A 19,614-nucleotide genomic window follows, 5' to 3' on the forward strand; every position below is an offset into this window, starting at 1 on the left:
GTGCAATAGAGCCGCGTCGCGGCGAAATGTTCAACCCTCCAGGCCGATCAATTGTCGCCGGCTGCGCTCGAACCAGTCGAGCAGGTAATCGGCGAGTACCTGGGTGCGCCGCGGCAGGCCGCCCTGGAACGGATGGACGAGGAACATCGGCGTGCTGCGCGTCTGGTAGTCGCGCAGCAACCAGGCCAGGCGGCCGTCGCCCAGTTCGTCGTGGACCATGTATGACGGCAGCCGGGCGATGCCGGTGCCGGCCAGCGCGGCTTTCTTCAACAGGCTGTAGTGGTTGCTGGCGAGAAAGCCGGCAACCCGTACCCGCTCCAGCCGATGGTGGCGGTGATAGAGCCACTCCTCGTGGCCGCTGTAGTGCGAGTTCAGCAGGCACTCGCGCTCGGCCAGCTCGGCCGGGCGTTGCGGCTCGCCGTGTCGCGCCAGGTAGGCGGGACTGGCGCAGGTGATTTCCTGCAGGACGAACAGCGGCCGCGCCACCAGCCGGGCGTCCTGCTCGACCCCAGAGCGAATCGCCAGGTCGAAGCCCTCACCAACCAGGTCGCGCAGGCCGTTGTACAGGTCCAGCTCGACGCGCAGCAGCGGATGGCGTTCCTGGAAGTCCTCCAGCAGTGCATCGAACAGGGTCTCGCCCAGCGAGACCGGGAGGGTCACCCGCACCCGTCCTTCCGCTCGCTCCTGCAGGCGCGCCACAGCCTGCCGCGCGCGCTCGGCCTGCACCAGCAAGGCCTGCGCCTCGGGCAGCAGCGCGGCGCCGGCGGCGGTCAGCGAAAGACGGCGGGTGGTGCGGTGCAAGAGGGTCACGCCGAGCTTCTGCTCGAGGACGCCAATGCGCTTCGACAGTTGGCCCTTGCTGCAACCGAGACGCTCGGCGGCGCGGGTGAAACTGCCCAGGTCGTGGAGTACGGCGAAGGCGGCGAGATCGTCCAGGTCCTTCACGATTGTTTCCCTATGAAAACGGTAGGTTGTCGATTGACAGGATTATCCATGGCAAAAGCGACTCTACACTGGAAACCACTCACCTTCACTCAACGAGAGGCCTGTATGAAAATCATCCTGATCGGCGCCAGCGGCACCCTTGGCAAGGGTATCGACAAAGAACTCGGCGAGCGCCACGAGATCGTCCGGGTAGGCCACAGCAGCGGCGATTTCCAGGTCGACATCAGCGACTCAGACTCCATTCGCGCCCTGTTCGAGAAAACCGGTCGCTTCGACGCGCTGGTCGCCGCGGTCGGCAAGGTGCACTTCGGCGCCCTGGAGGAAATGGGCGAGGCGCAATACCAGCTCGGCCTGCGCGACAAGCTGATGGGCCAGGTCAACCTGGTACTGCTCGGCCGCGAGTACGCCAACGACGGGGGCTCCTTCACCCTCACCAGCGGCGTGCTCGCCGAGCAGCCGATCCGCTTCGGCAGTTCGGCGAGCATGGTCAACTGCGCCGTCGAGGGCTTCGTCCGCGGCGCAGCCCTGGAGTTGCCGCGCGGCCTGCGCATCAACGCCGTCAGCCCGACCGTGGTCAGCGAGGCGCTGCCCGGCTACGCGCCCTACTTCCGTGGCTTCAAGCCGGTTCCGGCGGCGGACGCCGCGCTGGGTTACGCACGCAGCGTGGAAGGCGCGCAGACCGGCCAGGTGTACCGCATCTGGTAAGCGATATTTCTCAGGAGAGGCGGTCGGCGTAGCAGGTCGGCGAACTACCCGGCTGCTGGCGGTCCAGCTCCTCCTCGAGGAACTCGGCCAGCACCACGGCATTGTTGTGCTGCTGGTCGTGGGCGCCGTAGAGCAGCGTCAGGGTGCCCTCGCGAGCGCTGTCGAGCAGGCCCCACCAATGTTCCGGGTGCGCCTGCAACTCGGCGCGGTAGTGTTCGCGGAAGCTGTCGAAGAGTGCCGGATCGTGGCAGAACTGCTTGCGCACCTCGTTGGAGGGCGCGACCTCCTTCAGCCAGTCGTCCATGGCCAGGGCTTCCTTGCAGATGCCGCGCGGCCACAGCCGGTCCACCAGTACGCGCCGGCCATCGGCGGGCGACGCCGGTTCGTATACACGCTTGCATTGGATCATCGATCGACTCCCTGGTTGCGATGAAGTCCGATCCGGACTTGAGCTAGGCCCGGACGCTCGGTAACGTGGGCGCATTTTCGATGGAGTCTTCCCTATGCGCCCTGCCCGTCTGCTGGTCTACAGCCTGCTCCCCTTGTTCGCCGCCTGCCAGGTGTGGAAGCCCGAATCGCCGAGCACCAGTGTAGACACCCGCTTCCAGGGCGAACTGGTGAAGATCAACGGCGCGCTGCAATTCCGCCCCTGTACCGAGAAGCGCCTGTTCAGCATCGAGGACGTGGCCAATACCGGCCTGCGCCGCGAAGCCGACAGCCTGTTCGACGACGGCGCCCAGGGCCTGTTCGTCGACCTGCGCGGCACCATGGGACCGGCCAAGGTCCGCGGTACCGACGGCAAGCTGGAGGTCAGCCGACTGTACCGCGTGCAGAACGAGGGCCCCGGCTGCGACGACCCGAACTTCAAGCTGCTGACCTTCGCCGCCAACGGCAACGAACCCTTCTGGAGCGCCAGGGTGAACAACCAGGGCCTGCGCCTGGACCGCCCGGAACACGAGACCCTGGCCTTGCCTTACGTCGCCGAGGAACTGCCGAACGGCAGCACCAGCTATTCCAGCGAGGCGAACGGCAAGAAGGTCGAATTGTGGATCGCCCCGTCGTCCTGCACCGACAGCATGAGCGGCGCCTTCAGCAGCTACTCCGCCGAACTGCGCATCGATGGCGAGACGCTGCGCGGCTGCGCCTATCCGGGCGCACTGGGCAAGTGAAGCGAGGGGCCGCGCAGCGGCGGCCCTTCCCTACAAGAGCAGTCCGGCCTGCTCCAGGCGCCGCCGCAGCGCCGTCAGGCCGCCCTCGTATTCCCAGTAGGCGACGCGCCCGTGGGAGGCGCTGACCAGCAGGTATTTCTCGCTGATCGACTGGATCCGTTCGATGCGCAGCAGTTTCTCGACGAAGCGTTCCTCGCCGATCTGCTCGACGATTTCCCGGTTGTCCGCGTCGTAGCCGTGGACCATGAAGGCGGCGCGCACCTTGAGGCGGATGAAACTCATCGCACGGCTCTGCGCTGGAGGGAAAGATTGCGATGGCACACTGTCGAGCGCCCCGAGCCGTTCGGTCGCCGCGCCGGATCGGCGTAGGTTTCCAGCTCGACGAAGCCGGCCTTGCGCATCATTCCCGCCGACGCCAGGTTCTCTTCGTGACGATCGATATAGACGTCCTCGATGCCTTCGTCGGCCAGTTGGGCCAGCACCGCCTCCAGCAACGCGCTGCCGAGCCCCTGGCCGGCCGCCGCCGGATGCACTACCGCCTCGCAGATGTAGGCCCGCGGCGCATCGGCACGCTGCGGCTGGTAATGGGCGAAATCCTCGGTGCGACGGAAGCTGGCGAACCCCAGCAGCCGATCGTCGCGCTCGGCCAGGACGGCACGTACCTCGCCGTCGGCGATGGCTCGCAGATGCGCACGCACCCCCTCCTCCGGCAAATGGTTCCAGGGATTCGGCCCGTGGCGCAGCAACAGGTCGGTCATGGCCTCGATATCGCCGGTTTCGGCAGCTCGCAAACGGTGCATATCCACTCCTTCAAAGTCCAGCCACCAGCAGCCCGTCGGGCAACGCCACGCCCCGCTCGATGCAGGCAGCCAGCGCCTCGACCAGGGGTTCCAGCGCATAGCCCTGCCTGGCCAGCCAGACCGGATCGTAATAGGTGGTCGCATAGCGTTCGCCGCCGTCGCAGAGAATCGCCACCAGCGAACCCTTCTCGCCGGCCGCGACCATTTGCCGTGCGGCCACCAGGGCGCCGATCAGGTTGGTTCCGCTGGAGCCGCCGACCCGCCGCCCCAGGCGTCGGGCCAGGTAATGCATGGCCGCCAGCGACCAGGCGTCCGGCACCTTGACCATCGCGTCGATCACTTCCGGCAGGAAGGACGCCTCGACCCGCGGCCGGCCGATGCCCTCGATCCGCGAACCGCAATCCAGGGTCAGGCCACGGTCGCCGCTGACATAGGCGTCGAAGAACACCGAACGCTCGGCGTCGGCGCAGAGTACCCGGGTGCAGTGCTGGCGATAGCGCACGTAGCGGCCGAGGGTCGCCAGGGTGCCGCCGGTACCGGGGCTGGAGATCAGCCAGGTCGGGGTCGGGTACGGCTCGTGGCGCATCTGCTGGAAGATCGATTCGGCGATGTTGTTGTTCGCCCGCCAGTCGGTGGCGCGCTCGGCATAGGTGAACTGGTCCATGAAATGGCCACCGCTCTCCCGCGCCAGGCGTTCGGACTCGGCGTAGATCTGGGTGGGGTCCTCCACCAGGTGGCTCTGGCCGCCGTAGAAGGCGATCTGGGCGATCTTTTCCTTCGAGGTGCTAGCCGGCATCACGGCGATGAAGGGCAGGCCCAGCAGGCGTGCGAAATAGGCTTCGGAAATCGCCGTGGAACCGCTCGATGCCTCGATCACCGGCACGGCCGGCCTGAGCCAGCCGTTGCACAGCGCATAGAGGAACAGCGAGCGCGCCAGGCGATGCTTGAGGCTGCCGGCGGGGTGGCTGGACTCGTCCTTGAAGTACAGTTCGACGCCAGGCAGGCCGGGAGTCTCCAGGGGGATCAAATGGGTATCGGCGCTGCGCTGGAAATCCGCTTCGATGATGCGGATCGCCTCGCGGGCCCATTGGCGGTGGTCGACGGTCATGGAAACTCCTTCAGTTCAGGACGCCGGCCGGAGGCGGCGGCGGAGCGCTGCGCCACTGGCTGATGGCGACGCCGATGAAGACCAGGCCGGCAGCGAGCATCTGCGGGCCGTTGAGGGTTTCGCCGAGGAACAGCGCGGCGAATACCAGGGTGAAGACCGGGATCAGGTTGATGAAGCCCGAGGCCTGGCTGGCCGGCAGTCGACCGACGCCGAAGTTGTACAGGCCGTAGGCGCCCACCGTGACCACCACGCCGAGATACACCACCGCCTGGATCCCCAGCGCGCTGGGCTGGCTCGGCAGGTCGGCGCTGGCCAGCGCCAGCGGCAGGAAGAACAGCGTGCCGACGAAGGCCTGCATGGCGGTCAGGGCGAATGCCGAGTAGCGCGCCGAAAGGTGCTTCAGCAACAGGGTATAGCCGGTGGCGCAGAGCATCGCGAGAAGTTCGAAGAAGTTGCCCAGCAGCGGCTGCGGCGCGTGCAGGTCGGGCTCGCCGGCGAGGCTCAGCCAGATCGAACCGAGCACCGCCAGGCCAAAGCCGATCCAGGTCATCCGGCCGATCCGTTCGTGCAGCAGCAACCAGGCCCCCACCGCCACCAGCAACGGCAGCAGCGCGGTGATCATCCCGGCCTGGGCCGCGCTGGTGTATTGCAGGGCGAAGGATTCGCAGAGGAAGTACAGGCAGGGTTCGCAGACGGCCAGGCCGAGCAGGTACTTCCAGTCGCCCGGGCGGTAGTCGATGCGTCCGCGCCAGCGCCAGGCAACGAGGAACACCAGGCTGCCGAGGGCCATGCGACCGAAGATCACCCAGAGCGGCGGCAGTTCGCGGAAAGCGACCTTCAGCACCACGTACGAACTGCCCCACAGCGCCATCGCCAGGATCAGGCAGGCCAGGGCGAACCAGCGCGTCCGAGTCAAGGGAATCTCCACCACGGGCGCCGCCGCGGCGCCGGAAAAAGGACTCCCAGTATAGGCAGCCGGCTAGCTGCGCCGACAGGCACAGAAAGCGGGCAAAACTGTTGCGCCGGGCCTCACTGCTCCCAGGGCTTGCCGCGAGTCTTCTTCTCCAGCGGCAACTGCTGCAGCACCGCGGCCTTGGCCAGCATGTAGGCGCTGACCGGGGCGCTGATGAAGAGGAACAGGCTGATCAGCAATTCGTGCAGGCTGATGCCCGCCTGGCGGTTGGAGAAATAGATCAGCGAGGCGACGATCACCCCGCCGACCCCGAGGGTGGTGGCCTTGGTCGGCCCGTGCAGGCGCATGAAGAAGTCCGGCAGGCGGTACAGGCCGATCGCGCCGATCAGGACGAAGGCGCTGCCCAGCAGGAGGAACGCCGAGACGATGATTTCCAGCCACAGGCTCAGGGGTTCGCCAGTCATTCGATGATGTCTCCGCGCAGCATGTATTTGGCCACCGCCACCGTACCGACGAAGCCGAGCACCGCGATCAGCAGCGCCGCCTCGAAGAACAGGTCGCTGTCGCGCCAGATGCCGTACAGCACCAGCAGCGCGATGGCGTTCACGTAGAGGGTGTCCAGCGCCAGCGCCCGGTCCGGCAGGCACGGCCCCTTGACCAGGCGCGCCAGGGTCAGCAACAGGGCCAGGCCGAGCAGCGCCAGGCACAGCGGGATCACGTAAGCGAGCATGGGAAGATCTCCTTCAGCGGCGCTTCGTAGCGTTGCTTGATCTCGGCGATCAGCGCCGCCTTGTCCGGCACGTCGAGGCCATGCACCAGCAAGGTCTTGCGGTCGTCGCTGAGGTCCGACGACACCGACCCCGGGGTCAGCGAGACGATGCTCACCAGCACGCTGATGGCGAGGTCGTTCTCCAGCTCGATCGGCACCTCGACGAAGGCCGGACGCAAGCGCTCGATCGGTCCGAGGGTCAGGCGGGCGACCTGGATGTTGGCGACGAGGATGTCCCACATCACCAGCGCCAGCAGCTTCAGCAGCAGCAACGGATGCCACTCCTGGCTGCGCCCGACCAGCAGGCGGTTGGTCAGCAGCGGAATGCACACGCCGAGGAAGGCGCCGAGCAGCCAGTGGCCAATGGCGAAGGAATCCACCAGCAGCAACCAGACCAGCAACAGCAGGACACTAAGCACGGGATGAGGCAGTACGCGAAGAAGCGGACGCGGCAACGAGCGGCTGATCATGCGGCACCTCCGCGGGTGATGATCTGGCGATACAGGTCGAGGTCGTGCAACTGCGCCGCGGTGGCCTGGACGTAGGCCAGCAGCGGCTTCGCGGCGAACACCAGCAACGGGCCGGCGGAGAGCAACAGGATGCAGGCGAACAAGCGGCCGTGGTCCAGTTCGGCGCTACCGAGCACGGTATGCCCGGTGCGCCAGAACAGCGTGCTGCCGGCCCGGCTCAACGCCACCAGCGCCACCAGGCCGCTGCCCAGTACCACGCTCCATAGGGCCAGCGCCTGGCTGCCGGGAGCGACCGACTGCAAAAGCATGACCTTGCCGAAGAACCCCGACAATGGCGGCAGACCGGCAACGGCGATGGCGCCGATGAAGAAAGCCCCGCCGAGCAACCGAGGATTCTGCAACGCCGGGCCCTGGACCAGGTCGCCGGCCTTGTCGCCGCGCTGGCGGGCGACCAGGTCGGCGAGCAGGAACAGGCCACCGGCGATCCAGGTACTGTGCAGCAGGTAGTACAGCGACGCCGCCAGCGCCCGCTCGCTGCCCAACGCCACGCCAGCCAGGAGGGTTCCGGCGGAGACCACCACCAGGTAGGCCAGCAGGCTTTGCAGGGTCCGCGCCGCCAAGGCACCGATCGCGCCCAGGCCAAGGGTCGCCAGGGCCAGCGGCCAGAGCCAGGCCTGCGCCAGGTTGGCCAGCTCGCCGGCGGCATCGCCGAAGACCAGCGTGTAGACCCGCAGGATCGAGTAGATGCCGACCTTGGTCATGATCGCGAACAGCGCCGCCACCGGCGCGCTGGCCGCGGCATAGGCGCGCGGCAGCCAGAAGTACAGCGGCAACAGCGCCGCCTTCAGGGCGAACACCACCAGCAGCAGGAGCCCGGCTGCCGCCAGCAGCGGCGCGCGCTCGGCATCTGCCATGGCGATCTTCTGCGCCATGTCGGCCATGTTCAGGGTGCCGGTGAGGCCATACAGGGTACCCACGGCGATCAGGAAGAACGCCGAGCCGACCAGGTTTAGGATCACGTAGTGCAAGCCCGAGCGCACCCGCTCCGCGCCGCCGCCATGCAGGAGCAACGCGTAGGAGGCGATCAGGAGTATCTCGAAGAACACGAACAGGTTGAACAGGTCGCCGGTCAGGAAGGCGCCGTTGATACCGAGCAGCTGGAACTGGAACAACGCGTGGAAATGCTTGCCCAGGCGGTCGTCGCCACGCAGCGCGTAGATCAGCGCGGCGCTGCCGAGCACCGCGGTGGCCAGCAGCATCAGGGCGGCGAGACGATCGAGCATGAGCACGATGCCGAACGGCGCGGCCCAGTTGCCCAGGGCATAGACGCTCAGGTCACCGCTGGCGGCCGTACGTATCAGCAGCAGGCTCAGGGGGATCAGTGCCAGCGCCGCGAGCAACGACAGGCCGCGCTGCCAGCGCTCGGCCAGCGGCAACAGCAGCAGGCTGCCGGCAAACAGGGGGAGCAGGATCGGCAGGATCAGCCAATGGCTCATGGGCGCGGCTCCTCCTCGTCCGGACGGCCATCTACGTGGTCGCTGCCGAGGTCACCGAGGCCACGCAGGGCCAGGACCACGACAAAGGCGGTCATGGCGAAGCCGATGACGATGGCGGTCAGCACCAGCGCCTGCGGCAACGGATCACCATACTCCCCGGGAGTGCCGATCACCGCGACGCTGCCGCCGAGTCGGCCCATGGCGAACAGGAACAGGTTGACCGCGTAGGAGATCAGCGTGAGACCGAGCACCACCGGGAAAGTCCTCGCCCGCAGCAGCAGGTAGACGCCGCTGGCGGTGAGCAGGCCGAGGGTGATGGCGAACAGGGCTTCCATCAGAGCGCCTCCTCTTGTGCGACGGGTTCAGGCATCAGGCTGAGCTTGCCGAGGTAGGACAGGATCAGCAGCGCGGCACCGACCACGGTGAGGTACACGCCGAGGTCGAACAGCATCGCCGTGGCCAGCTCGATCTCGCCGATCAGCGGCAACTCGAAGTGGCCGAACGCGGAAGTCAGGAACGGATAGCCGAACAGCCAACTGCCGAGCCCGGTGAGCCCGGCGATCAGCACTCCGGCGCCAGCCATGGCCGCATAGTTCAGCGGCAGGCGCTGCTCGACCCACTGCGAGCCGCTGGCGATGTACTGCAGCACCAGGGCGATGGCAGTCACCAGGCCGGCGATGAAACCTCCGCCCGGCAGGTTGTGGCCGCGCAGGAAGATGAACACCGAGATCAGCAACGCCAGCGGCAGCAGCACCCGCGACAGGGTTTCCAGGATCAGCGGGTGCTTGGCGTGGGCCCAGTTGCGACCCTGCGGGTCGCAGGTCGGCTTGTGCAGGGCGAAACCGGCGAGCATCGCGTAGATGCCGACGCCGGCGATCGCCAGCACGCTGATCTCGCCGAGGGTATCGAAACCACGGAAGTCCACCAGGATGACGTTGACCACGTTGTAGCCGCCGCCCCCGGAGACGCTGTTCTCGACGAAGAATCCGGCGATGCTCTCGTAGGGCCGGGTCAGCACCGCGTAGGCCAGCAGCGCCACCAGCATGCCGACCCCGCCGGCCAGCGCCACGTCGCGCAAGCCGCGCAGGCTGGAGGACTCCGCCGGAGTGCGCGAGGGCAGGAAATACAGCGCCAGCATCAGCAGGACCATGGTCACCACTTCCACCGACAACTGGGTCAGCGCCAGGTCCGGGGCCGAGAAGCGAGCGAAGGCCAGGGCTACCAGCAGGCCGGCGACGCTGAGGATCAATAGCGCGACCAGGCGCATGCGATGGAACAGCGCCGTGGCCAGGCCGCTGAAGGCCAGCACCAGCATGCCCAGGGCGGTGATACCGTCCAGCGGGGTCAGCCCGCGCGAGCCGGTCAGCCTCGCCAGCGGTGCCAGCTCGACCGCCACCACGACCAGCGCCGCGCCCAGCAGCCAGGCCAGGTAGCGCTGCAGCGACCCGTTCTCCAGCCAGGCGGTCAGGCGCGCGGCCAGGGCCACCACACGTTGCACCTGCTGCTCGAAGACCAGCTTGGCGTCCACCTCCGGTAACCCGGCGTACCAGTTGAACAGCGGCTTGCGCAGGACATAGACCAGCACACCGCCAACCAGCGCCACCACGCTCATCAGCAATGGCAGGTTGAAACCGTGCCAGATCGCCAGGCTGTATTCCGGCAGTTGCCCGCCAAGGCTGGCACTGGCGGCGGCGGCCAGCAGCGGCGCCACGGTGTAGGCCGGCAGCATGCCGACCAACAGGCAGAGGAACACCAGGATCTCCACCGGTACCTTCATGTAGCGCGGCGGCTCGTGGGGGGGGAACTTCGGCAACCGGGCCGGCTCGCCGTTGAAGAACACGTCGTGGATGAAACGCAGCGAATAGGCCACCGAGAACACGCCGGCCAGGGTCGCCACCGCCGGCACCAGCCAGTTGAAGCTGCCCAGCAGGTTCTGGCTGAGGGTTTCGCCGAAGAACATCTCCTTGCTGAGGAAGCCGTTCAGCAGCGGCACCCCGGCCATCGCCAGGGAGGCGACGATGGCCAGCACCGCGGTATGCGGCAGGTACTTCCACATCCCGTTGATCAGGCGCATGTCGCGGCTGCCGGTCTCGTGGTCGATGATCCCGGCGGCCATGAACAGCGAGGCCTTGAAGGTCGCGTGGTTGATGATGTGGAACACCGCGGCGACGTTCGACAGCGGGGAGTCGAGGCCGAACAGCAGGGTGATCAGGCCCAGGTGGCTGATCGTCGAGTAGGCCAGCAGCCCCTTCAGGTCATGCTGGAACAGTGCCATGCCGGCCCCCAGCAACAGCGTCACCAGGCCGCTCAGGCTGACCAGGTAGAAGAACCACTCGGTGCCGGCCAGCGCCGGATACAGCCGGGCCAGCAGGAATACGCCGGCCTTGACCATGGTCGCCGAGTGCAGGTACGCGGAAACCGGGGTCGGCGCCGCCATCGCGTGGGGCAGCCAGAAATGGAAGGGAAACTGCGCCGACTTGGTGAACACGCCGAGCAGGATCAGTATCAGCACCAGCGGATACAGAGCGTGGGCGCGGATCAGCTCGCCAGCCGCGAGGACCTCGGTGAGTTCGAAGCTGCCGGCGATGTGGCCGAGCAGCAGCACCCCGGCCAGCAGCGCCAGGCCGCCCCCTCCGGTAACGGTCAGGGCCATCCTCGCACCCTTGCGGGCGTCGGAACGGCTGCCCCAGAAGCCGATGAGCAGGAACGAGGACAGGCTGGTCAGCTCCCAGAAGAGCATCATCAGCAAGAGATTTTCCGCGAGCACCACGCCGAGCATGGAGCCCATGAACAGCAGCAGGAAAGCGAAGAAACGCCCCATCGGCTCCTGTTCGGAGAGGTAGTAGCGGGCGTAGAGGATCACCAGCAGGCCGATGCCGAGGATCAGCAGGGCGAAGAGGAAACCGAGGCCGTCCAGGCGCAGGCTGAGGTTGATGCCGATTTCCGGCAGCCAGGAATAGCTGGCGGTCAGGGTCTGCCCGGCGAACACCGTGCCGCGCTGTCCGAGCAACAGGATCAGGCCGATCAGCGGCGCCACGCCGGCGGACGCCGCGCACAAGGTGCGGCCGCCACGCTCGGCAAGCAGGGGCAACAACGCCCCCATGAACGGCAGCGCGATGATCAGCGCCAGAATCATGGGCTACTCCTCTTCGATGGCGGAGCCCCCGGCATGCCTGGCCGGCGGTGCTTCCCCGCGGTTGTCGGTGCGCGGCCGGATCGCCAGCAGCTCGAAGCCCCATCGGCCACCGGCAGGCGCGGCGCGACGGAACTACGATTATCGCAATCTATCGAACGAACGTCATGGATTGAATTATTACAAAATTCAGGCGTTCCGACTGCCGGAAAGCCGAAAAAAACTCTGCAACGGCAACGACTTGAAGCTTAGCAAGACAACGCCGGCAGTGGTTCGGCGCTACAACGAAAACGGCCGGCGAAATGCCGGCCGCGGGATAACGTGGGAAGAATCAGTGGGCGACGCGGCTGGTGCCGTTGACGGTCAGGATGCGCACGCGCTCGCCGACGCGGAAGATCTGGCCCTGGTCGACCTGCTGGACATAGGCGCGGGTGCTGCCGTCGTCTTCGCGCACGGTGATCTCGACGCCCTGGGTGCGCGTCAGGCCTTCTTCGGTAGCCGCGCCCAGCAGGCCGCCAGCGACCGCGCCGATGATGGCCGCGACGTAGCTGCCCTTGCCGCCGCCCACCGCGCTGCCGGCGACACCGCCGACGCCGGCACCGGCGATGGAACCGATCGGGGTCTTGGTGCCTTCGATCTTGACCGGGCGCAAGGCCTGGATGGTGCCCATGCGTACAGTCTGCACGGTACGGGCTTCCTCACGGCTGTAGGTATCGCCGGTGAGGCTGGATTGGCAGCCGCCAAGAGCCAGGGCCATGGCGGTGAAGGAAGCAACGATCAAGGCAGACTTGCGCATAACGGCATCTCCGAAAGGGATAACTGACGAATATTAGACTCTCCCGCAGCCGCTCCTGTCACCTGGCCGGCGCGAGATAATCGAATCGATTCAGCAATGGTACAGGTTCGTTCAGTTTCGACCGAACCCTCCCGCTTTCATCGGCGGGACCGATCGGCTAGGGTGAGCGCCCGCAGAAGGAACAGCCATGGACTATTTCATCATCGTCGTCACCACCGCCGCCGGCCTGTATTTCCACTGGTGGATCTACTGGCGCATCCGCCGCTGGATGGACCGCGACCTGGCGCTGTCATTCGCCGGCGACGACCCGCAAAAGCGTGACTATCTGTTACAGCGACTGGCCGAGGCCAAGGCCAGCAAGGTGAAGCGGCGCGACCTGCCGGCCTGGCTGGAGCGCGCCGCCGCCGACTACCCTTCCCGCGAAGCCTGAGCCAGGCGCCAGAGCCGGGCGATCTGCTCGGCGCGCGCCTCCAGTTCCGCCGCCGCTCCGGCACAGGCCTGCTCCAGGCTGATCGGTCCCGGCGCCAGGCTGAACGCCGCATCGATGCCGGCGTCGTGCAGGCGCTGGTAGCCGTCGCCCAGGCTGCCGGCCAGGGCTACCACGGGAACGCCGGCCTGGCGCGCGATTCGCGCCACGCCCACCGGGGTCTTGCCGTGCAGGCTCTGCGCATCCAGGCGGCCCTCGCCGGTCAGCACCAGGTCGGCACCGACCAGCGCATCGGCCAGCCCGGCCAGCTCCGCCACCAGTTCGATGCCTGGGCGGAAACGCGCGCGGAGGAATGCCCTCGCGGCGAAACCCAGGCCGCCGGCGGCGCCGACGCCCGGCACCCGGCTGAAGTCCTCGCCAAGGGTCGCCGCGACCACCTTGGCGAAGTGCGCCAGGGCGGCATCCAGTTGCGCCACCTGTTCAGCGCTGGCGCCCTTCTGCGGACCGAACACCGCCGACGCGCCGCGCGGCCCGCATAGCGGGTTGTCGACGTCCGCGGCGACTTCCACCGCGACATCCACCAGGCGCGGATCCAGCCCGCCCAGGTCGAGACTGTGCAGGCCAGCCAGCGCGGCGCCGCCGGGCGCCAGTTCCTCGCCGTCGGCAGCCAGGAAACGCACGCCGAGCGCGCCCAGCAGGCCGGCGCCGGCATCGTTGGTAGCGCTGCCGCCGAGGCCGAGGATGATCTTCCGCGCCCCGGCGTCCAGCGCCGCACGGATCAGCTCGCCAGTGCCACGGCTGCTGCTGCGCGTGGCGTCGCGGCGGTCGCGCGGGACCAGGTGCAAGCCGCTGGCGGAAGCCATTTCGATCACTGCGGTGGCGTCGTCCAGCCAGCCCCAGTGCGCCAGGGTCGGCTCACCGAGCGGGCCTTCGACACGGCATTCGCGACGTTCGCCGGCGGTGGCGGCGAGTACCGCATCGACCGTGCCTTCGCCGCCGTCCGCCAGTGGCCGCAGCAACACCTCGGCCTGCGGGAAGACTCGCCGCCAGCCGCGGGCGATAGCCTCGGCGACGTCGGGCGCGGACAGGCTTTCCTTGAACGAATCAGGAGCAATCACGATTTTCATCAGTCACCTCGCAGGGCCGGGAGTCCCCGGCCCCGCTTCAATCAGAGCAGCACAAGGCTGAGCAGCCATACCGCGAGCATACCGGCGATACCCTGGACCAGGGTCGCCAGGGTCTGGGCGCGATAGGCAGTGGATACGGTCATGCGGCTGAACTGTGTGACCACCCAGAAGAAGCTGTCATTGGCGTGGGACACCGTCATCGCTCCGGCACCGATCGCCATGACCGTCAGCACCCGGCCCATCTCGCTGTCCAGGCCGAGCTGCGGCAGCAGCGGAGCGACCAGCGCCGAGGTGGTGACCAGCGCCACGGTGGTCGAGCCCTGTGCGGTCTTCAGCGCGGCCGCCACCACGAACGGCATGAACAGGCCGATGCCCAACGCTGACAGGGTGCTGCCCAGGTAGTCGCCGAGCGGAGTGATCTTCAGCATCGCACCGAAGGCGCCGCCGGCGCCGGTGATCAGCAGGATCGGCGCGGCCGACTGGATGCCTTCCACCACGCGCTCATGGAATTCCTCGCGCTTGCTCTGGCCCTTGAGCAGGGTGCAGGCCAGCGCCAGGCCGACCAGCAGGGCGATCACCGGTTGACCGAGGAAGTTCAGGCAGGCGAACAGTACGCCCTCGCCCAGCGGCTTGCTCGGGAATACCGCGACCGAGCCAAGGCAGATCAACAGGATCGGTACGAAGATCGGCGCGAACGCCTGGGTGGCGCTGGGCAGCTTGCCGTAGCGGGCACGCAGCTCGCTGAAGTCCTCTTCGGTCTGGACGACCTGGCCGTCGTCGACCAGGGGAATGTCCTTGCCGACGAAGCGATTGGCCCACCACATGCCGGCCATCGCGGTGACGAAGGCGACCACCAGGCCGACCACGATCACCAGGCCAAGGCTGGCGTCCAGGCCGAGGTTGCCGGCCGCGGCGATCGGTCCCGGGGTCGGCGGCACGAAGGTGTGGGTGGCGTAGAGACCGGTGGCCAGGGCCACGCTCATGGCGATGGTGGATATCTTCATCCGCGCCGCCAGGGCGTTCTTCAGCGAGTTGAGGATGACGAAGCCGGAATCGCAGAACACCGGGATCGACACCAGGTAGCCGATGATCGACATGGTCAGGGTCGGGAAGCGTTCGCCGAGCAGGCGGATCACGCTTTCCGCCATGGTGATCGCCGCACCGCTGCGCTCGAGGATCACCCCGATGATGGTGCCGAGCACGATGACGATGCCGATGTAGCCGAGGATGCTGCCGAAGCCGCCGGTAACGGTCTTGACGATTTCCGCCGTGGGTACCTGGTAGGCGAAGCCGGCGATCAGCGCGGCCGCCAGCAGGGCGAGGAACGGGTGCAGCTTGAGTCGCGTGGTGGACAGGACGATAAAGGCGATCAACGCCAGCAGGATCAGGACCAGGGTCATGAGCCGCCTCCTTGTTGTTATGGGTGTGGGATGGGCGCCCAGGGGCGGGTCATTTTCGCTCCGTCGGGACCGGACACGCCTTGTGCAACGGCCAGAGGAAGACGGCGCTGGAAGGGGAACATTTTGTGCGACCGCACAGTGAATCGATTGATCCGCCCGTTACCCGCGGCGCGGAACGAGCAATTGCAGCCCCAGCAACAATTGCTGGCGGTGCTCCAGGCGAGCGAGATCGAGCCCGCTGATCGAAGCGATGCGCTCCAGTCGGTAGCGCAGGCTGTTGCGATGGATTCCCAGCGCCTGGGCACAGGCCTGGGCGTGCCCGTCATGGGCGCACCAGGACTCCAGGGTAGCGGCCAGCGAACCTTGCGGATCGTGGTCGAGCAACCGCTGCAAGGGCGCCAGCAGCTGCCGCACCTGCCAACTGTCGCGCTGGCTGAACAGCAGGCTGGCGAGGCGGTGTCCGTCCAGGGTCACGACCCGCCGACCGGGCAACCGGCTGCGCGCATAGTCCAGCAGGTCGTGTGCGGCGCAGGCCGAGGCGCGCAGCTCGGCCAGGTCGTGCGCCGGGTCGCCGGCACACAGGCGCGCCACGCCCCAGCCGCGCGCGTCGGCGCGCTCCAGCCAGTGCTCGAGCGTATCTGCGTGGGCTACCGGCCGGCACCAGAACACCAGGCGCTCGCCCAGCGCCGCGCTCCAGTGCTCCGCCCGGCCGCCGAGTGCCGCCAGCAGGCGAGCCTGGCAAGGCAGCGGATCGGCATGCTCGGGCAGTTCCAGGAAGACCGCCTGGCGCGGCCAGTGCATGGCCAGCCCCAGGTGTTCGGCATCGGCCGCCAGCGCCCCGAGGCCGTGGCCGGGATCGAGCAACTGGCGCAGCCAGGCTTCGTGACGCTGGCGTTGCCAGTGTCGCTCGTCCTGCATCTGGCGCTGTTCCATGAGCATTTCCGCTGCCATCCGCACCAGCTCGGCATAGGGCCGGACCACCTCCGGCGCGCCGGTGATGCCGAGCACGCCGACCAGCCGCTCGGCGTGCAGTAACGGCAGGTTCACCCCTGGCCGCACCCCGCGCAGGCAGGCGGCGGCCTGCTCGTCGATTTCCACCACCCGCCGGTTGGCCAGCACCAGTTGCGCCCCTTCGTGGCGGGTATGCAGGCGCGATGGATCGCCGCTGCCGATGATCATGCCCTGGGCATCCATCACATTGATGTTGTGCGGCAGGATCGCCATCGCCCGATCGACGATGTGCTGCGCCAGCGTCGAATCCAGTTCGAACATGGAGGACTCAGGGCGCCAGGCGTTCGCGCGACCAGCCGCCGTCCTGGCGTCGATAGTCGAGACGGTCGTGCAGGCGGCTCGGCCGCCCCTGCCAGAACTCGATGCGCTGCGGCAGGAGACGGTAGCCGCCCCAGTGCTCGGGACAGCTCGGCGGCTGGTCGGCGAAACGCCGCTCGGTTTCCGCGAGCAGCCGTTCCAGCTCGGCGCGATCGGCGATGACCCGGCTCTGCGGCGAGGCCCAGGCGCCCAGGCGACTGCCCAGCGGACGCACCTGGTAGTAGGCGTCGGATTCCTCGGGAGTGACCTTCTCGACGCTGCCTTCGATGCGCACCTGGCGCTCCAGCGCCGGCCAGAAGAAGGTCATGGCCGCCCGCGGAATGGCCGCCAGTTGCCGGCCCTTGGCGCTTTCGTAGTTGGTGAAGAAGGTGAAGCCGCGCTCGTCGAGGCCCTTGAGCAGGAGGATACGGCAATGCGGATAGCCGTCGGCGTCGACGGTGGCCAGGGTCATGGCGTTGGGTTCGACCGGCAGGCGCTCGGTCTTCACCGCGTCGTCGAACCACTGGCGGAACAGGCTGAAGGGATCGCTAGGGGCGTTGGCCTCGCTGAGGCCATCGCGGGTGTACTCGCGGCGCATATCGGCCAGGGACTGGGTCATGGCGCATCTCCAGGGGGAAATGCGCCATAGCTTAACCGCAGACTCCGCCTCGCGCTTGATCCGGGACAATGGCGCCAAGCGCCCTGCCCCGGTTCGGCTCAGTTGCCCTGGGCCAGGGACAGCAGGCTGGCGCGCTGGGTATAGAGCACTTCGACGCGACGGTTCTGGGCGCGGCCGGCAGCGCTGGCGTTGTCCGCGCGCGGCATGTCGGAACCGACCCCCTTCAGGCGCAATTGGTCGCCTTTCAGGCCGCTGAGGCGGAAGATCGCCGCCACCGACTGGGCACGCTCGAAGCTCAGCTTGTCGTTGACCGCCTTGCTGCCGGTGCTGTCGGTATGGCCGAGTACCAGGATACCGCTCTGCGGATCGGCCTGGGCCATCTTGGCGACCTTGCCCAGCGGGTTGAGGGTGATCGGCATCAGCATGGTGTGGCGCTTGGGATTGAACGAGTAGTCGGCGGGGGCGATGACGATCAATGCGTTGTCGCGGCGTTCGAGGGTGAACTCGCTACCGGCGATCGCTTCGCGCAGGGCTTTCTCATGGGCATCCAGCCACTCCTTGGTGACCTTCTGCTGGACCAGTGCCGGCTTGCCCGACGCCTTGCTCGCCGAGCTGGCGCCGAACGGCCACCACCAGGGGTTGGCGGCCTTCGGCTCGGCTGCGGCGGCGACTTCTTTCTTCGCCGCGGCGATCTCGGCCTTCTGCTCCGCAGCCTTGGCGGCTACGTCCCGACCGCCTTCGTCCTTGCCGAACGGCCACCACCAGTGGCTGGAGCCGACATGCTCGGCTTCGGCCTTCTGTTCCGTGGCCTGCTTGGCGACGGTCTGTCCGTCGTCCTTGCCGAACGGCCACCATGAATGGCTGGAAGCCTGCTCGGCCGGAGCCTTGGCTGGCTGCGAGGAAGCGTCCTGGGTCTGGAAATAGCTGCAGCCGGAGGCGGTCATGCAGAGAAGAAGCGTCGAGGTCTTAAGCAGTTTCATACGTCGGGGTCCGTTGGAAGTGAAAGAAGGCGAGCCCGATGGAACATTCGGCTCAACCGCCGGTCACATCGCAGCGATGCCGGAGTCGATCCACTGCCCCGGCAACGCCCTATCTCATACGACGCTTTAGATTGTGTCGCTAAGCCATTATTTGGCAATGAAATTTAGCGTCGAGCCGACAAGCGGTTAAAAGTTAACCAACGGATTACAGACACTCCCCCGCGACACGCGCCAGCTGCTGCGCCCGCGGATCCATCAGCACATACGGCCCCAAGGCGTTGCTGACAAAGGAAAAAGCCAGGTCGCGCTCGGGATCGGCGAAGCCGATCGAGCCACCCGCCCCAGGGTGGCCGAAGGCCTTGGGGCCGAGTCCGTAGGTCGCATTGGCCACGCCCGGTTGGTCGAGCATGGTGCCGAGGCCGAAGCGGGTCCGGGTCAGCAAGGTCCGATCCTCGCCTACCGCGTGTTCGTGGGCCAACTGGCCCAGCAGTTCATCTTCCAGCAAACGTCCCCGCAACAGGCCGCTATAGAAGCCGGCGAGCGCGCGCGCGTTGCCATGGCCATTGGCGGCCGGCTGCTGCATGCGTCGCCATTCCGGCTTGTTGGTGCTGGTGAGGATCGACGGCGGATTGGTGAAGGCACGGGTGGTCAGCGCCAATGGCTCGCTCATCATGGTCTTCAGCATGCGCTGGGCGGCAGCGTCGCCGAGGCTGCCCTTGCTCCGTGCCATGTGGGCGACGCGGCCGAACTGGCTGTCGTCCAGGCCGACATGGAAATCCAGGCCCAGCGGTGCCGCGGTGCGCGCCACGATGGCCTCGCCCGGCTCGCGGCCGTCGACCCGGCGGATCACCTCGCCGAGCAGCCAGCCATAGGTAATCGGTGCATAGCCGTGCGCTTCGCCAGGCGTCCACCAGGGCTCCTCGGCGGCCAGTGCCGTGGTCATCGCCTGCCAGTCGTAGAGTGCCTCGGGCGGCATCTGCTCGCGCAGCGCCGGCAGGCCGGCGCGATGGCAGAGCAACTGGCGCACGCTGATCGCTGCCTTGCCGGCCGCGGCGAACTCGGGCCAGTAGCGTGCCACCGGCGCGTCCAGTTCGAGCTTGCCCTCGGCCACCAGTTGCAGCACGGCAACGGCGGTGAAGGTCTTGGTGCAGGAGAACAGATTGAGGATGGTGTCGCGCTGCCAGGGCTGCTCGCCGTCCTTGTCCGCGACGCCGCCCCAGAGGTCGACCACCGTCTCGCCACCGACCTCCAGGCACAACGCCGCGCCGCGCTCCTGCGGATTGTCGAAAAGCCGGGCGAAGGCCTCGGCAAGCGGGGCGAAACGGCTGTCACAGTGGCCTTGGGGCGTCATGGGCAAGTTCCGGTGGGAAAGTGGTCGGGGCATTCTTCCAGCCCTCGGCGGCCTTGTGAACCCTGACATAAGAGGGGTTCGCCGCAAGCGGGCGGCGG

At 67.4% G+C, this 19,614-nt stretch carries 22 protein-coding genes; 3 read left to right on the plus strand and 19 right to left on the minus strand.

Features of this window, described 5'->3' with window-relative positions:
* Positions 1–30: 30 nt before the first annotated feature.
* On the minus strand, positions 31–945 hold the full coding sequence (locus tag HMPREF2716_RS08050) for a LysR family transcriptional regulator (RefSeq protein ID WP_003082110.1): 915 nt from the start codon (positions 943–945) through the stop codon (positions 31–33).
* 105 nt (positions 946–1,050) lie between these two features.
* Here HMPREF2716_RS08050 and HMPREF2716_RS08055 point away from each other — a divergent pair, with 105 nt between their 5' ends.
* Positions 1,051–1,650 carry a short chain dehydrogenase gene (locus HMPREF2716_RS08055; protein WP_003112511.1) on the plus strand — a complete coding sequence of 200 codons (600 nt, stop codon included), beginning with the start codon at positions 1,051–1,053 and terminating at the stop codon, positions 1,648–1,650.
* 10 nt (positions 1,651–1,660) lie between these two features.
* On the opposite strand, the gene HMPREF2716_RS08060 is transcribed toward HMPREF2716_RS08055, so the two are convergent.
* A complete protein-coding gene (locus HMPREF2716_RS08060) occupies positions 1,661–2,059 on the minus strand; it encodes a DUF488 domain-containing protein (RefSeq protein ID WP_023518474.1) in 399 nt (132 codons plus the stop codon).
* Positions 2,060–2,153: 94 nt separating this feature from the next.
* Between HMPREF2716_RS08060 and HMPREF2716_RS08065 the strand changes: the two genes are divergently transcribed.
* The gene (locus HMPREF2716_RS08065; RefSeq protein ID WP_003082099.1) at positions 2,154–2,819 is read left to right on the plus strand and encodes a COG3650 family protein; all 666 of its coding nucleotides are present in this window, start codon (positions 2,154–2,156) and stop codon (positions 2,817–2,819) included.
* 30 nt (positions 2,820–2,849) lie between these two features.
* Here the strand turns inward: HMPREF2716_RS08065 and HMPREF2716_RS08070 are convergent, their stop codons facing one another.
* The 11 genes from HMPREF2716_RS08070 to HMPREF2716_RS08120 form a co-directional block, all read right to left on the minus strand.
* The gene (locus tag HMPREF2716_RS08070) at positions 2,850–3,101 is read right to left on the minus strand and encodes a hypothetical protein (protein ID WP_003082096.1); all 252 of its coding nucleotides are present in this window, start codon (positions 3,099–3,101) and stop codon (positions 2,850–2,852) included.
* The gene (locus tag HMPREF2716_RS08075; protein WP_003082093.1) at positions 3,098–3,619 is read right to left on the minus strand and encodes a GNAT family N-acetyltransferase; all 522 of its coding nucleotides are present in this window, start codon (positions 3,617–3,619) and stop codon (positions 3,098–3,100) included. Before HMPREF2716_RS08075 ends, HMPREF2716_RS08070 begins: the two co-directional genes overlap by 4 nt.
* A gap of 10 nt (positions 3,620–3,629) precedes the next feature.
* On the minus strand, positions 3,630–4,727 hold the full coding sequence (locus HMPREF2716_RS08080) for a PLP-dependent cysteine synthase family protein (protein ID WP_070621856.1): 1,098 nt from the start codon (positions 4,725–4,727) through the stop codon (positions 3,630–3,632).
* Positions 4,728–4,737: 10 nt separating this feature from the next.
* Complete coding sequence (locus tag HMPREF2716_RS08085) at positions 4,738–5,643, minus strand: DMT family transporter (RefSeq protein ID WP_003082086.1); 906 nt, start codon at positions 5,641–5,643, stop codon at positions 4,738–4,740.
* A gap of 113 nt (positions 5,644–5,756) precedes the next feature.
* A complete protein-coding gene (locus HMPREF2716_RS08090) occupies positions 5,757–6,104 on the minus strand; it encodes a Na+/H+ antiporter subunit G (protein ID WP_003082083.1) in 348 nt (115 codons plus the stop codon).
* Positions 6,101–6,370, minus strand: coding sequence for a K+/H+ antiporter subunit F (locus HMPREF2716_RS08095; RefSeq protein ID WP_003082079.1), 270 nt, complete (start codon positions 6,368–6,370; stop codon positions 6,101–6,103). The genes HMPREF2716_RS08090 and HMPREF2716_RS08095 overlap by 4 nt, the downstream gene beginning before the upstream one ends.
* Positions 6,355–6,879, minus strand: coding sequence for a Na+/H+ antiporter subunit E (locus tag HMPREF2716_RS08100; protein WP_003082074.1), 525 nt, complete (start codon positions 6,877–6,879; stop codon positions 6,355–6,357). The genes HMPREF2716_RS08095 and HMPREF2716_RS08100 overlap by 16 nt, the downstream gene beginning before the upstream one ends.
* Positions 6,876–8,375, minus strand: coding sequence for a monovalent cation/H+ antiporter subunit D (locus tag HMPREF2716_RS08105; protein WP_003123177.1), 1,500 nt, complete (start codon positions 8,373–8,375; stop codon positions 6,876–6,878). Before HMPREF2716_RS08105 ends, HMPREF2716_RS08100 begins: the two co-directional genes overlap by 4 nt.
* Positions 8,372–8,710, minus strand: coding sequence for a Na+/H+ antiporter subunit C (locus tag HMPREF2716_RS08110; protein WP_003082068.1), 339 nt, complete (start codon positions 8,708–8,710; stop codon positions 8,372–8,374). The genes HMPREF2716_RS08105 and HMPREF2716_RS08110 overlap by 4 nt, the downstream gene beginning before the upstream one ends.
* The gene (locus tag HMPREF2716_RS08115; RefSeq protein WP_003082059.1) at positions 8,710–11,511 is read right to left on the minus strand and encodes a monovalent cation/H+ antiporter subunit A; all 2,802 of its coding nucleotides are present in this window, start codon (positions 11,509–11,511) and stop codon (positions 8,710–8,712) included. The genes HMPREF2716_RS08110 and HMPREF2716_RS08115 overlap by 1 nt, the downstream gene beginning before the upstream one ends.
* 328 nt (positions 11,512–11,839) lie before the next feature.
* The gene (locus HMPREF2716_RS08120) at positions 11,840–12,304 is read right to left on the minus strand and encodes an outer membrane lipoprotein (protein WP_003082056.1); all 465 of its coding nucleotides are present in this window, start codon (positions 12,302–12,304) and stop codon (positions 11,840–11,842) included.
* A 187-nt stretch (positions 12,305–12,491) separates the two neighbouring features.
* Between HMPREF2716_RS08120 and HMPREF2716_RS08125 the strand changes: the two genes are divergently transcribed.
* The gene (locus HMPREF2716_RS08125; protein WP_003082053.1) at positions 12,492–12,734 is read left to right on the plus strand and encodes a hypothetical protein; all 243 of its coding nucleotides are present in this window, start codon (positions 12,492–12,494) and stop codon (positions 12,732–12,734) included.
* Here HMPREF2716_RS08125 and HMPREF2716_RS08130 read toward each other — a convergent pair.
* The 6 genes from HMPREF2716_RS08130 to HMPREF2716_RS08155 form a co-directional block, all read right to left on the minus strand.
* A complete protein-coding gene (locus HMPREF2716_RS08130; RefSeq protein ID WP_003082051.1) occupies positions 12,713–13,858 on the minus strand; it encodes a glycerate kinase in 1,146 nt (381 codons plus the stop codon). The genes HMPREF2716_RS08125 and HMPREF2716_RS08130 overlap by 22 nt on opposite strands.
* Positions 13,859–13,899: 41 nt before the next feature.
* Positions 13,900–15,258 (minus strand): GntP family permease, encoded by a 1,359-nt coding sequence (locus HMPREF2716_RS08135; RefSeq protein ID WP_003086363.1) that lies wholly within the window; start codon positions 15,256–15,258, stop codon positions 13,900–13,902.
* Positions 15,259–15,417: 159 nt separating this feature from the next.
* Positions 15,418–16,530: a CdaR family transcriptional regulator gene (locus tag HMPREF2716_RS08140; protein ID WP_023518473.1), complete on the minus strand. Its 1,113-nt coding sequence runs from the start codon at positions 16,528–16,530 to the stop codon at positions 15,418–15,420.
* A gap of 7 nt (positions 16,531–16,537) precedes the next feature.
* Positions 16,538–17,185 (minus strand): pyridoxamine 5'-phosphate oxidase, encoded by a 648-nt coding sequence (gene pdxH / locus HMPREF2716_RS08145; protein WP_023518472.1) that lies wholly within the window; start codon positions 17,183–17,185, stop codon positions 16,538–16,540.
* Positions 17,186–17,283: 98 nt separating this feature from the next.
* Positions 17,284–18,165: an OmpA family protein gene (locus HMPREF2716_RS08150; protein WP_003082037.1), complete on the minus strand. Its 882-nt coding sequence runs from the start codon at positions 18,163–18,165 to the stop codon at positions 17,284–17,286.
* A gap of 205 nt (positions 18,166–18,370) precedes the next feature.
* Entirely contained in the window at positions 18,371–19,516 is a 1,146-nt protein-coding gene (locus tag HMPREF2716_RS08155; protein WP_014603184.1) for an EstA family serine hydrolase, read from the minus strand.
* Positions 19,517–19,614: the final 98 nt, after the last annotated feature.

It is taken from the genome of Pseudomonas sp. HMSC076A11, assembly GCF_001810205.1.
Lineage (GTDB): Bacteria > Pseudomonadota > Gammaproteobacteria > Pseudomonadales > Pseudomonadaceae > Pseudomonas > Pseudomonas aeruginosa.